Source organism: Streptomyces sp. DSM 110735, from assembly GCF_016482685.1.
GTDB lineage: Bacteria > Actinomycetota > Actinomycetes > Streptomycetales > Streptomycetaceae > Streptomyces.
In genome coordinates, this window is sequence record NZ_JACYHF010000008.1 from 107,612 (window position 1) to 119,417 (window position 11,806).

An 11,806-nucleotide genomic window follows, 5' to 3' on the forward strand; every position below is an offset into this window, starting at 1 on the left:
GCAGCCCCCGCCCCCGCGCACAGGAGCACCTGAACCGCTCGCAGCACCGGCACTCACCACCCCGCCAAAGCCCAGTGCATACGCCACCGCCCCCGATCCAGGCAGTGGCCGGGTCGGGGGCGGTGGAGGGTTCGAGGAGAGGGGCAGCGGGGACTTGGCCCTTCTCCCCGGGTCGAGGGGGCGGCTAGCCCATCTCCTCCAGGGTCTTGCCCTTCGTCTCCTTGACGAACTTCAGGACGAACGGGATGGAGAGGGTGGCGAAGATCGCGTAGATCACGTAGGTGCCGGAGAGGTTCCAGTCGGCCAGCGACGGGAAGCTCGCGGTGATGGCCCAGTTGGCGATCCACTGCGCGGAGGCGGCGACACCGAGGGCGGCGGCGCGGATCCGGTTCGGGAACATCTCGCCGAGGAAGACCCAGACCACGACACCCCAGGAGAGGGCGAAGAAGAGGACGAACACGTGGGCGGCGACGAGCGCGACCCAGCCCTGGGTGGCGGGGAGCTTGCCGTCGACCAGGTGGTAGCTGAACGCCCAGGCTTCCAGCGCCAGACCGGCGGCCATGCCGACCGAGCCGATGAGCGCCAGCGGCTTGCGGCCGATGCGGTCCACGAAGATCATCGCGATCACGGTGCCGACGATGTTGATGATCGACGTCGTGAAGGAGTAGAGGAACGAGTCCGAGGGGTCGACGCCGACCGACTGCCACAGCGTCGAGGAGTAGTAGAACGCGACGTTGATGCCGACGAACTGCTGGAAGACCGAGAGACCGATACCGATCCAGACGATCGGCTTGAAGAAGAAGCTGCCGCCGAGCAGGTCCTTGAAGGACGACTTGTGCTCGGACTTCATCGCGTGCTCGATCTCGTTGACGCGCGCGTCGAGGTCGACGTCCTTGCCCTCGACCTCGGCCAGGATCTCGCGGGCGCGCTCACGCTTGCCGACGGAGAGCAGGAAGCGCGGGGACTCGGGGATCGCGAAGGAGAGCAGACCGTAGAGGACGGCCGGGACGACCATGACGCCCAGCATGACCTGCCAGACCTCAAGACCCATGAGCTTGCCGCGCTGGTCGCCGCCGGCGGCGTTCAGCAGACCCCAGTTGACGAGCTGGGAGACGGCGATGCCGATGACGATCGCGGCCTGCTGGAAGGAGCCGAGACGACCACGGTAGGCGGGCGGGGCGACCTCGGCGATGTACGCCGGGCCGATGACCGAGGCCATGCCGATGGCGAAACCGCCGATGATGCGCCAGAACGCGAGGTCCCACAGCGCGAACGGAAGGGCGGAGCCCACGGCGCTGACGGTGAAGAGGACGGCGGCGATCTGCATGCAGCGGATACGGCCGATCCGGTCGGCTATACGCCCGGCCGTGGCGGCACCGATGGCGCAGCCGATGAGCGCGATGGCGATGACCTGCGCGAGGGCGGCGGAGCCCACGTCGTAACGGTCACGGATGGCCTCGACGGCGCCGTTGATGACGGAGCTGTCGTAGCCGAAGAGGAAACCGCCCATGGCGGCCGCGGCCGCGATGAAGATGACGTGCCCGAGATGTTCGGGGTGAGCCGTCCCGGCTCCTGGCTGGGGTGCCTGCGCTGTGCTGGTCACGTGTAACTCCTCGGGCCACGGCAACGCTGCCGGGTGGGGGCGAGCCCTTCCAGGTTCCAGTGGCGCACAACTTGGCACCGCTCACACCTGAAGGTAAATGCAACGTTGCAGAGAATATGCGTTCAAGTTTCGAAGTCAATACCTAGATGACTGTGACGTAAGAGATACGTCGAGCCAACAGATGTTCAAGAAGTGAACGAGAGATTTGTTGATCTTGAAAGCGGGGGCTAGCGGAGCCGCTGGGAGATGACCTTGGACACACCGTCGCCCTGCATGGAGACCCCGTAGAGCGCGTCCGCGATCTCCATCGTGCGCTTCTGATGGGTGATGACGATGAGCTGGGACGACTCCTGCAGCTCCCGCATGATCCGGATGAGCCGCTGGAGGTTGGTGTCGTCGAGCGCCGCCTCGACCTCGTCCATCACATAGAAGGGGCTCGGGCGTGCCTTGAAGATGGACACCAGCAGCGCGACCGCCGTCAGCGACCGCTCGCCGCCGGAGAGCAGACTGAGCCGCTTGACCTTCTTGCCGGGCGGGCGCGCCTCCACGTCCACGCCGGTGGCCAGCATGTCCTCGGGGTCGGTCAGGATCAGGCGCCCTTCGCCGCCGGGGAAGAGCCGGGAGAACACGCCCTCGAACTCGCGCGCGGTGTCGCGGAACGCCTCCGTGAAGACCTGCTCCACCCGCTCGTCCACCTCCTTCACCACCTTCAGAAGATCCGCGCGGGTCTTCTTCAGGTCCTCGAGCTGCTCACTGAGGAACTGGTGCCTCTCTTCCAGCGCCGCAAACTCCTCCAGCGCGAGCGGGTTCACCTTGCCGAGCTGCTGATAGGCGCGCTCGGCGGACCGCAGCCGCTTCTCCTGCTCGGCGCGGTCGAAGGGGCGCGGCCGGTTGCGGGGGTGCTCCGGGTCCTCCGGCAGCGTCTCCCCCTCGGCGGGGGGCGAGGGCGGCACCGGCTGGTCAGGGCCGTACTCCGCGACCAGCCCCTCCGGCTCGACGCCCAGCTCCTCCAGCGCCCTGGCCTCCAACTGCTCGATGCGCAGCCGCTTCTCGGCTCCGAGCACCTCGCCCCGGTGCACGGAGTCCGTCAACTTGTCGAGTTCCGCCTTGAGTTCGCGCCCGGCGGTGCGCGCGTCCGCCAACTCCCGCTCCCGCAGCGCCTTCACTGCCTCGGCGGCGGTGCGCTCCCGCTCGGAGCGGGCGAGGGAGATCTCGATGTGGGCGAGGAGCTGACGCGCTCCGGAGGCGACCGCCCCGGCGACCGCCGCCTCGTGCCGCAGCCGCGCCCGGCGCTGCTCGGCCCGCGCGCGTGCCTCGCGTTCCGCGCGGGCGGCCCGGTCCAGCGAGTCGGCGCGCCCGGCGAGCGCCTTGACCCGCTCCTCGTGCGTACGGACCTGGAGGCGCGCCTCCATCTCGGTCTGCCGGGCGTTGGCGCCGTCCGCCGAGAGCCGGTCCCGTACGGAGGTGTCCGGCTCCTCCTCCCCGGGCATCTCCTCCGCCACCGCGAGCCGCTCGGCCAGCTCCTCGGCTTCCTGTACCGCCCGTTCCAGCGCCTCTTGGGCGCGGGCGGCCGCCGCGGCGGAGCGTTCCGCCTCGCCCACGGCGCCGCGCGCCTGCCCGGCGAGCCGGCCGAGCTGCTGGGCCACCGCCGACTTCTCCCGGTCGGCGGCCCGGCGCCGCTCCCCCAGCTCCTCGACGAGCGCGGCGCTCGCGGTCCGTTCCTCGGCCGCCGCCTGCCGCGCCCGCTCCAGTTCCTCGCAGCGCACGGCCAGCTCCCCCAGCTCGGCGGCTGCCTCGTCCACGGACGCCTGGACTTCCAGCAGGCTGGGCGCCCCGGCGGAACCGCCCTGCGCGAAGTGGGCGCCGAGCAGATCGCCCTCGGCGGTGACGGCGGTGAGCGCGGGCCGCGCCCGCACCACTTCCTCCGCCTCCTCCAGCGTCCCGACGACGACGATCCCGCGCAGCAGCCGCCGTACGGCGGGCATGAGGTCGTGGGGACCGCGTACGAGGTCGGCGGCGAAGGGGGGACCGCCGCGCTGGGCGGCGACGAGGCCCGGGGCTCCCTGCGGGCGGGCGATCGCGGGGGGCTCGGCGGAATCGCCGGTCGTCTCCCCCGCCCCGGTTTGTGTGGCGCCCGCGCGAGCGCCGGGTGCGGCTCCCGCTCCCGTCGTGTCGGCGCCGACCGCGCCGTGCCCGGGAGACTCCGAGCCCCGCTTGGCAGGCACCTCCTCCGGTCCCCCTGCCAACAACAACGCCGCGCGGCCGCTCTCCTGTTTGCGGAGGAGTTCGATCGCCTCGACGGCTGCGGTGGGGCCCGTGACGGCGATGGCGTCGGCGGCGGCGCCGAAGGCGGTGGCGACGGCGGTCTCGTGGCCGGGGGTGACGGTGAGGAGTCCGGCGGCCGGGCCGAGGATGCCGGTGAGGCGGTCGCGGGAGGACAGGAGGGCGCCGGTGCCGTCCTTGCGGCGCAGGCCCAGCGCCAGCGTCTCGTGGCGGGCACGGGTCGCGGCGCGGCGGCGCTCGGCGTCGGCGAGTGCCTCGCGTGCCGTGCTCAGCGCGTCCTCCGCCGCCGCGAGCCGCCCGCGGGCGTCCTCGTGCCGTACGGCGAGGTCGGCGTCGTCCGCGTCGAGACCGTCCACCTCTGCCTGGAGGGTCTCGTACTCCTCCTGGGCGCGGGCGGCGCGCTCCGCCGCCTCGTCGCGGGCGGCGGCCAGACGGTCGATCTCGGCCTGGGCGGAGGCGGCGCGGGAGCGGGAGGCGCCCACCTGTCCGGAGAGCCGGGCGAGTCCCTCGCGGCGGTCGGCGATGGCGCGGGCGACGTCCTTGAGGCGGCGTTCCTCGACGGCGAGGGCGCGTTCCAGCTCGGCGCGGTGGGCGACGGTGTCGTCCAGGGCGTGCCGGGCGGCGTCGAGGGCGGCCTCCAGCTCGGCCTCCTGTTCGCGGACGCGGGCTGCCTCGCGCTCCAGGTCCTCGGGGTCGCGTCCGCGCCGTTCCTCGGGGGGCGCGGAGGTGGCGCTGGTGACGCGGGCCTCGGCGAGGGAGACGGTGCCGCGGACGCGCTCGGCGAGCTGGGAGAGTTCGTACCAGGTCTGCTGGGCGCGGGTCAGGCGCGGGGCGAGCCGTCGTACCTCGTCCTCCAGGCGGGCCTCGCGTTGGAGGGCGTCGCGCAGTTCGCGCTCGGCGCTGTCCTTGCGTTCCTTGAGGGCGGCTTCGTCGGCGATCTCGGCGCCGAGGGCTTCGCGCAGGGTCACGAGGTCGTCGGCGAGCAGGCGCAGCCGGGCGTCGCGCAGGTCGGCCTGGATGACGGCGGCGCGGCGGGCGACGGCGGCCTGGCGGCCGAGCGGCTTGAGCTGGCGGCGGAGTTCGTCGGTGAGGTCCTGCACGCGGGCGAGGTTGGCCTTCATCGACTCCAGCTTGCGCAGCGCCTTCTCCTTGCGCTTGCGGTGCTTGAGGACTCCGGCCGCCTCTTCGATGAAGGCGCGGCGGCCCATGGGGTCGGCGTGCAGGACGGAGTCGAGCTGGCCCTGGCCGACGATGACGTGCATCTCGCGGCCGATGCCGGAGTCGGAGAGGAGTTCCTGGAAGTCGAGCAGGCGGCAGGTCTCGCCGTTGATCTGGTACTCGCTGCCGCCGTTGCGGAACATGATGCGCGTGAGGGTGACCTCGGCGTACTCGATGGGCAGGGCGCCGTCGGAGTTGTCGATGGTCAGGGACACCTCGGCGCGGCCCAGCGGCGGGCGGCCGGTGGTGCCGGCGAAGATGACGTCCTCCATCTTGCCGCCGCGCAGCGACTTGGCGCCCTGCTCGCCCATGACCCAGGTCAGCGCGTCCACGACGTTGGACTTGCCGGAACCGTTCGGACCGACGACGCACGTGATCCCCGGTTCGAACCGGAGCGTGGTCGCCGAGGCGAACGACTTGAAACCGCGCAGGGTCAATGCCTTGAGATGCACGCAATCGGACTTTACCGGCAGCGGCTATCTCACTCCACGGACACTCGCAACCCCACGGTTTCGTACATGAACGAGAAGGGCACACCAGATGGTGAAACGGTTGAAAGGATGCGGGGGAAAGTACGAAGGGACGCCGAAGCGTCCCTTGCGGCTCGGACAGCCGGGTCCTGGCCTGTGCCCGAACCTTCCTGAGCGGTTGTCACGGGCGGCCCGACCGCTGCGATTGCTTTCGTGGAGCTGATGCAGCGATCAGGTGAGCGCAGGCTCCGCCTGGTGTGCGTCGATGCTCTCCATGATCCTGTCCTGAGAGGCGGCAGCCGCCAGCGCGTCGTTCTCCGCCTGGATCCGTACGAGCTCGGACTCCAGGTCCTGGACGCGCTGCTGAAGCCGTCGCATCTCGGCAAGGAGTCGAGGGTCGGAGCCGCCGACGTAACCGAGAAGCGCCTTTGCCATGATGGATGGTCCTCCACACTGAGTGACCGACCGATGCGGTGTGGGTCGTGAGGGATTCGCACCCGCGGTGCTTGGCACACTCGAGTGTTGCTCTGCGTCGCCATGCCAAACAGCTAAGGTGCGCGGGGCTTTCAGCGTCTCACCAAAAAGTTTGACGGTCAACACGATCACACCCCGTATCGGCGGGCGAACCCGGGGCGCGCGGCCGGTGGCCGGCGGCGCTGCGTCTCTGCGGGGCCCTGGATGTGTGTCGATCAGCGTTACACCGGGAGCCTTTCACGGAGCGCCCTTCTTGGCAACCACCAGGCCGTTTCCCCCCGGGCAGGTGCCCCTGGCACGTACCGGTGGCCCTGCCGAGGAGGTCCGGGGCGGGTCGGTCAGCGGATGGCGAAGCCCTCGTAGCCGCCGCGGGGTGTGTCCCAGATCTCGGTGACTCCGTCCACCCGCCCGGGCGTGTCATCGCCCTGGAGCCAGTCGAGCAGCCCCTCGCAGCCGGTGCGGGGACCCTCGGCGACGACCTGGACCCGGCCGTCGGCGAGATTGAGAGCAAAGCCACTCAGTCCGCCGATCTCCAGCGCCCGCGCCCGGGTGAACCAGCGGAAACCCACACCCTGGACCTGCCCGCGCACCCAGGCAACCAGCCTCGCATCCTCACTCATGGGTGCAACCTAACCGGACGCATGGGGGCAACCCAACCGGCCAATGTCGCTCGCGACCCACCCGCCCCCCGCGCCATGCGGTACCGTCCCGACCCAATGAATCTCATATGAAACTCACTCGATCGAGTGAGCCGGGTTGGCCAGGGGGTGGCATCGGGCCCGTTCCGGCGCCCGGCCGACCGCGAGCACGAGGAAGAGGGCAGGGGATGGGACGCCACCGACGCGCCGGGGCGGGGAGCGACACGCCGCACTCGTATGCGGGTGGGCGCGAGTCCAGGGGGACCGCGCCGTATCTGAACCCCGAGGCCTACTCGGTCGGCCCGCGCGGGCCCGTCTATCTGACCGGTGACGAGCCGATGGACGGCCGGGGCTCCCAGAAGGGGCGCCGCCGGGCCAAGAAGGCCGCGACGCCGGTGCGCACGGGTCTGCTCGGTGTCTCCGCCGCGGTCGCCTTCGGCACCGCCGCGGTGGGCGCGGGCGTGGTGCCCGGACTCCAGAACTACCGCCTCGGCAGCGGCGCGAGCGCCGGTGAGGGCGAGCAGGTGCAGGCAGCCGACCTGCCCGGCAACGCGGCCAGCGAGCAGGGCGGCGCGGCGGGCAGCGCGGACACGCAGGCCGGGGACGGCGCCGCCACGGGCGGCCAGTCCACGCGGCCCGCGGCACCGGCGCCCACCCCGTCCGACTCGGACACCTCCCCCGCGCCCGCCCCGGCCAAGCCCAAGCCTTCGGCGCCGTCGCAGTCGGCCGACAAGCCTGCTCCGGCCAAGCCCAAGCCCTCGGCGCCGTCGGACAGTTCCTCCAAGCCCGCGGCGAAGGACCCCTCGTCCTCCGCCTCCGCGGCCGTCTCGGCCCAGGCCGACGCCGAGGCGCAGGTGCTCGCGCTCGTCAACCAGGAGCGCGCGAAGGTCGGCTGCACCCCGGTGACGGCGAACACCGACCTCACCAAGCTCGCCGAGGCGTTCAGCGGCGACATGGCCGCGCGCGACTTCTTCGACCACACCGACCCTGACGGCGCCACCCCCTGGGACCGCGCCTCCAAGGCGGGCATCACCGGTCTCGGCGGCGAGAACATAGCCCGCGGCCAGACCGACCCGGCCGCCGTCATGGAAGCCTGGATGAACAGCCCCGGCCACCGCGCCAACATCCTCAACTGCGACTTCAAGACCCTCGGCGTGGGCGTCCACTTCGGCGAGGGCGGCCCTTGGTGGACGCAGGACTTCGGCTACTGAGGGAGTCGCGGGTCGGAAACCCGGGCACCGTTCCGCGCGGGGACATGGCCGAGCGGCCCGCGGCGCTGACCGATGCACAGCGCCGCCTGGTCAAGGACGTGCGGGGGACGCGGGCTGCCGACGCAGCCCCCATGCCCTGAACCGGGCGCTCGCGAGGACGCCGACGCCGGTGGACAGTGCGATCAGCGTGATGGAGGCCCCGCCGTCCACGGTGGCGTGGCGACCTGGGGGTGCCGACGACGCCAGGAACACGATGATCCCGGCGAAGGTCGCGGCGGCTACGGCAAGGAAGACCGCCGTTTCGGCCCACCACATCGCCCGCGTCGGTCGAGTTGTCATGGCGTAGTTGTACCCCCACGCCTTCCCGCCGTACCGCAGCGCGAAGCGTTGCCGATCATGGGGGAGTTCGATGCGACGCTCGCTGGTGGCCGCGCCGGCCGTCACCGCCTTCGCCGTCACGGGGTGCGGCGGTTCCGACGATGAGGGGCTGCCCGTGCGGGTGGTCAATCAGTCGGCGTGGGATGCCCGGGTGGTCGATTGTCCGCCCTGTGGAAAGCACGGTGCCATGGTCAAGGGCGGTACGTACGTCGGGTGGAACGAAACACGTCCGTGGCCCGTGACGTACAAGGTCGTCGTCCGAGGGGTGGAGTCGGTCTGCCCCGTCATCGACCCCGAGCCGGGCAAGGCAAAGGGTGAGGTGGGCAGCCGTGCCGTCATCTACCTGGTGGACGAGAAGGGGAAATGCGTCGCGGGCCCCGCGAGCATGGACGACCTCTGATCGCAGCGCTAACCGATACACAGCGCTACCTGGTGGTCAGTGCTCCGCTCGCCTACGCTGGGCCCATGAGTGGGATCACCCGGGAGTCGGCGGAGCCGGACGCGTTCGACGTGTTCGCCAAGGCGTGTCCGTCGCGTGGGACGTTGGAGCATGTGACCGGGCGCTGGGGGTCGCTGGTGCTCGGGGCGCTGTACGAGGGGTCGCTGCGGTTCAACGAGCTGCGGCGGCGCGTCGACGGGGTGAGCGAGAAGATGCTCTCCCAGACGCTGCACGCGCTGGAGCGCGACGGGCTCGTACTGCGGGAGGCGCAGCCGGTGAACCCGCCCCGCGTGGACTACGAACTCACCCCGCTCGGCCGTCAGGTGGCCGAGCGACTGCTCGCGCTCATCCACTGCGTGGAGGGCGCCATGGGTGACGTCCTCGCCGCGCGCGAGCGTTACGACATGGCGCGCGGCGCCCGCTGACACTTCGGGCAGAAGTAGCTGGAGCGGTTCATCCAGGGGCGGCGCAGCATCGGCGTACCGCACCGGCGGCAGGGCAGTCCCTCGCGGCCGTAGGCGTCCAGGGAGCGGTCGAAGTAGCCGGACTCGCCGTTGACGTTGACGTAGAGGCTGTCGAAGCTGGTGCCGCCGACGGCGAGCGCCGCGTTCATCACGTCCCGGACGTGGCCGAGGAGTTCCGTCGTCACGGGGCGGGTGAAGCCGCCCGTGGGGCGCTCGTAGTGCAGGCGGGAGCGCCAGAGCGCCTCGTCGGCGTAGATGTTGCCGACGCCGCTGATCAGCGACTGGTCGAGCAGGGCTCGCTTGATCGTGGTGCGCTTGCGGCGCAGCGCCTGGTGGAACGCCTCGTCGTCGAAGAGCGGGTCCAGCGGGTCGCGGGCGATGTGTCCGATGACGTCGGGCAGACCGTCGGGGGTGTTGTCGTGCAGCGAGAGCCCGCCGAAGGTGCGCTGGTCGACGAAGCGCAGCTCGGTGCCGAGCCCGTCGGCGAAGCGCACGCGGACCCGCAGGTGCTTCTCGTCCGGCGTGGTCCGGGGCTGGACCAGCAACTGTCCGCTCATGCCGAGGTGCGCCAGGACCGACTGCCCGGTGTCCGCGAGCGGCAGCCACAGGTACTTGCCCCGCCTGCTCGGCACCCCGAAGGTGTGCCCCTTGAGCCGGTGCGCGAAGTCGTCGGCGCCCGCGAGATGCCGCCGCACCGCACGCGGATGCAGCACCTCCGCCTCGGCGACGGTCCGCGCGGCCACCCACCGCTCCAGACCCCGCCGGACGACCTCGACCTCGGGCAACTCGGGCATCGACAACCCCCTGTGGGAAAACCTGGTGACCTGTGGGACCTGTGGGACCTGGTGAAAAGGACCGAGCGCCCGCCCCCGTGGTACGGGTGCGGGCGCTCGGGGAAACGCTCGGTCAGGCGGTGGCGGACGACGTGGCGTCGTCCTCCGCCGTCTCGGCGGGCGGCGGGGTGCCGTCCACGGCGGCCGGGGCCGCCTTCGCCGCGGCGGCTGCCTTGGCGCGCTCGTCCGCGGCGGCCTTGATGGCCCGCCAGGCGGACTCGGCGGCCTGCTGCTCCGCCTCCTTCTTGCTGCGGCCGGTGCCGGTGCCGTACGAGACGCCCCCGACGCGGGCAGCAGCAGTGAAGGTCTTCTCGTGGTCGGGGCCGGTCTCCGTGACCAGGTACTCGGGCACGCCGAGTCCTTCGGTCGCGGTCAGCTCCTGGAGACTGGTCTTCCAGTCCAGGCCGGCGCCGAGGTTCGAGGACTTCTCGATGAGCGGGTCGAACAGGCGGTGCACCAGTTCGGAGGCCGCGTCGAGGCCCCGATCGAGATAGACCGCGCCGATCACCGCTTCAAGGGTGTCGGCGAGAATGGATGCCTTGTCCCGGCCGCCCGTTCCCTCTTCACCACGGCCGAGCCGGATGAAGGAGCCCAGGTCGAGACCGCGGCCCACCTCCGCAAGCGCACGCGAGTTGACCACCGCGGCCCGCAGCTTGGCCAGTTGGCCTTCAGGCAGGTCGGGGTGGATGCGGTACAGCGTGTCGGTGACGACGAGTCCGAGCACGGAGTCCCCGAGGAACTCCAGCCGCTCGTTCGTCGGCAGACCGCCGTTCTCGTAGGCGTAGGAGCGGTGGGTCAGCGCACGCACCAGAAGGGCGGACTCGACGTGGTAGCCGAGCCGCCCTTCCAGAAGCGTGTGGGACGAGGCCTTGTTGTCCGCCGAGCCGTTCCCGCGTCGGCGGGACGTACCTGCTTCGGCGTCTTCCACCTTCTTGGCAGTGGACACAGTGCCTCTCACCAGCCGCTCAGACCTCGAGGACCTGGCGCTTGTTGTAGGTGCCGCAAGACGGGCACGCGATGTGCTGCTGCTTGGGCTCGTGGCAGCGCTCGCACGCAACCAGGGTGGGGACCGCAGCCTTCCACTGCGACCGGCGGTGGCGCGTGTTGCTGCGCGACATCTTCCGCTTCGGAACAGCCACGGCTACTTCTCCTGCTTCTCGTCGACGCCCGCTTCGGCGCCGCTCATCTCGTCCTTCTCGCCGTCTTCGAGTGAACCGGCGAGTCCCTGCAAAGCCGCCCAACGGATGTCGACGGCGTCATGGTGGTGGTCCGGGTCGTCCGTGAGGCGCGCTCCGCACTCGGAGCACAGACCCGCACAGTCGTCCTGGCACACCGGCTGCATCGGCAGTGCGAGCACCACCGCGTCCCGCAGCACGGGTTCGAGGTCGATCAGACCGTCCTCGATGTAGAGCCTGTCCTCGTCGTCCTCGGCGTCGTCGCCCGGTTCCGCGATCACGCGGCCACGGTCGTCGGCGTCAGGGTACGAGAACATCTCCTGGAAGTCCGCTTCGAGCTCCAGCCCGACCGGCTCCAGACACCTTACGCACTCCCCCTTGGCCGATGCACGGGCGGTGCCTGTGACAAGCACCCCTTCCATGACCGACTCCAGGCGGAGGTCGAGCTCCAGCGGGGCGCCTTCCGGCACTCCGATGACCCCCTCGATACCGAGGTCCCGGGGGGCGTCGACCTCACGGGTCAGGCGCTGCATCGCACCAGGACGCCGGCCCAGCTCGTGCGTGTCGATCACGAGAGGGTTTCGGTGGTCGAGGCGTGCGTTGGAGGCCATGGCCGCTTT

At 71.0% G+C, this 11,806-nt stretch carries 12 protein-coding genes; 3 read left to right on the plus strand and 9 right to left on the minus strand.

Annotated features, from left to right (window positions below; all coding sequences use genetic code 11):
• Window positions 1-184 precede the first annotated feature (184 nt).
• The 4 genes from IF655_RS15330 to IF655_RS15345 all read right to left on the minus strand — a co-directional run bounded on the left by IF655_RS15330 (window position 185) and on the right by IF655_RS15345 (window position 6,668).
• Window positions 185-1,603: a sugar porter family MFS transporter gene (locus tag IF655_RS15330; RefSeq protein ID WP_199585322.1), complete on the minus strand. Its 1,419-nt coding sequence runs from the start codon at window positions 1,601-1,603 to the stop codon at window positions 185-187.
• A 227-nt stretch (window positions 1,604-1,830) separates the two neighbouring features.
• Entirely contained in the window at window positions 1,831-5,556 is a 3,726-nt protein-coding gene (locus IF655_RS15335; RefSeq protein ID WP_199585324.1) for an AAA family ATPase, read from the minus strand.
• 249 nt (window positions 5,557-5,805) lie between these two features.
• Window positions 5,806-6,009: a hypothetical protein gene (locus IF655_RS15340; protein ID WP_018544743.1), complete on the minus strand. Its 204-nt coding sequence runs from the start codon at window positions 6,007-6,009 to the stop codon at window positions 5,806-5,808.
• Window positions 6,010-6,386: 377 nt separating this feature from the next.
• The gene (locus IF655_RS15345) at window positions 6,387-6,668 is read right to left on the minus strand and encodes an acylphosphatase (RefSeq protein ID WP_199585326.1); all 282 of its coding nucleotides are present in this window, start codon (window positions 6,666-6,668) and stop codon (window positions 6,387-6,389) included.
• 206 nt (window positions 6,669-6,874) lie between these two features.
• On the opposite strand from IF655_RS15345, the gene IF655_RS15350 reads away from it, so the two are divergent.
• Window positions 6,875-7,897: a CAP domain-containing protein gene (locus tag IF655_RS15350; RefSeq protein WP_199585328.1), complete on the plus strand. Its 1,023-nt coding sequence runs from the start codon at window positions 6,875-6,877 to the stop codon at window positions 7,895-7,897.
• A 90-nt stretch (window positions 7,898-7,987) separates the two neighbouring features.
• Here IF655_RS15350 and IF655_RS15355 read toward each other — a convergent pair whose 3' ends face one another.
• Entirely contained in the window at window positions 7,988-8,236 is a 249-nt protein-coding gene (locus tag IF655_RS15355) for a hypothetical protein (protein WP_199585330.1), read from the minus strand.
• A gap of 70 nt (window positions 8,237-8,306) precedes the next feature.
• Between IF655_RS15355 and IF655_RS15360 the strand changes: the two genes are divergently transcribed.
• Entirely contained in the window at window positions 8,307-8,675 is a 369-nt protein-coding gene (locus IF655_RS15360; protein WP_199585331.1) for a hypothetical protein, read from the plus strand.
• Between the two features lie 65 nt (window positions 8,676-8,740).
• Window positions 8,741-9,139 carry a helix-turn-helix domain-containing protein gene (locus IF655_RS15365; RefSeq protein ID WP_199585333.1) on the plus strand — a complete coding sequence of 133 codons (399 nt, stop codon included), beginning with the start codon at window positions 8,741-8,743 and terminating at the stop codon, window positions 9,137-9,139.
• Here IF655_RS15365 and mutM read toward each other — a convergent pair.
• From mutM to IF655_RS15385, 4 genes are all read right to left on the minus strand, one after another.
• Window positions 9,112-9,972: a bifunctional DNA-formamidopyrimidine glycosylase/DNA-(apurinic or apyrimidinic site) lyase gene (gene mutM / locus IF655_RS15370; protein WP_199585335.1), complete on the minus strand. Its 861-nt coding sequence runs from the start codon at window positions 9,970-9,972 to the stop codon at window positions 9,112-9,114. The genes IF655_RS15365 and mutM overlap by 28 nt on opposite strands.
• A 112-nt stretch (window positions 9,973-10,084) precedes the next feature.
• Window positions 10,085-10,969: a ribonuclease III gene (gene rnc, locus IF655_RS15375; RefSeq protein ID WP_307814933.1), complete on the minus strand. Its 885-nt coding sequence runs from the start codon at window positions 10,967-10,969 to the stop codon at window positions 10,085-10,087.
• Window positions 10,970-10,976: 7 nt separating this feature from the next.
• The gene (gene rpmF, locus IF655_RS15380; protein ID WP_003951102.1) at window positions 10,977-11,150 is read right to left on the minus strand and encodes a 50S ribosomal protein L32; all 174 of its coding nucleotides are present in this window, start codon (window positions 11,148-11,150) and stop codon (window positions 10,977-10,979) included.
• Between the two features lie 2 nt (window positions 11,151-11,152).
• On the minus strand, window positions 11,153-11,797 hold the full coding sequence (locus IF655_RS15385; protein WP_199585339.1) for a DUF177 domain-containing protein: 645 nt from the start codon (window positions 11,795-11,797) through the stop codon (window positions 11,153-11,155).
• Between the last annotated feature and the right edge of the window lie 9 nt (window positions 11,798-11,806).

Bases quoted from the DNA above. Each gene is read 5' to 3' on its own strand.
- IF655_RS15360 (WP_199585331.1), top strand. From the start codon at position 8,307: ATGCGACGCTCGCTGGTGGCCGCGCCGGCCGTCACCGCCTTCGCCGTC.
- IF655_RS15350 (WP_199585328.1), top strand. From the start codon at position 6,875: ATGGGACGCCACCGACGCGCCGGGGCGGGGAGCGACACGCCGCACTCG.
- IF655_RS15385 (WP_199585339.1), bottom strand. From the start codon at position 11,797: ATGGCCTCCAACGCACGCCTCGACCACCGAAACCCTCTCGTGATCGAC.
- IF655_RS15365 (WP_199585333.1), top strand. From the start codon at position 8,741: ATGAGTGGGATCACCCGGGAGTCGGCGGAGCCGGACGCGTTCGACGTG.
- mutM (WP_199585335.1), bottom strand. From the start codon at position 9,972: ATGCCCGAGTTGCCCGAGGTCGAGGTCGTCCGGCGGGGTCTGGAGCGG.
- IF655_RS15345 (WP_199585326.1), bottom strand. From the start codon at position 6,668: ATGAGTGAGGATGCGAGGCTGGTTGCCTGGGTGCGCGGGCAGGTCCAG.
- IF655_RS15340 (WP_018544743.1), bottom strand. From the start codon at position 6,009: ATGGCAAAGGCGCTTCTCGGTTACGTCGGCGGCTCCGACCCTCGACTC.
- IF655_RS15355 (WP_199585330.1), bottom strand. From the start codon at position 8,236: ATGACAACTCGACCGACGCGGGCGATGTGGTGGGCCGAAACGGCGGTC.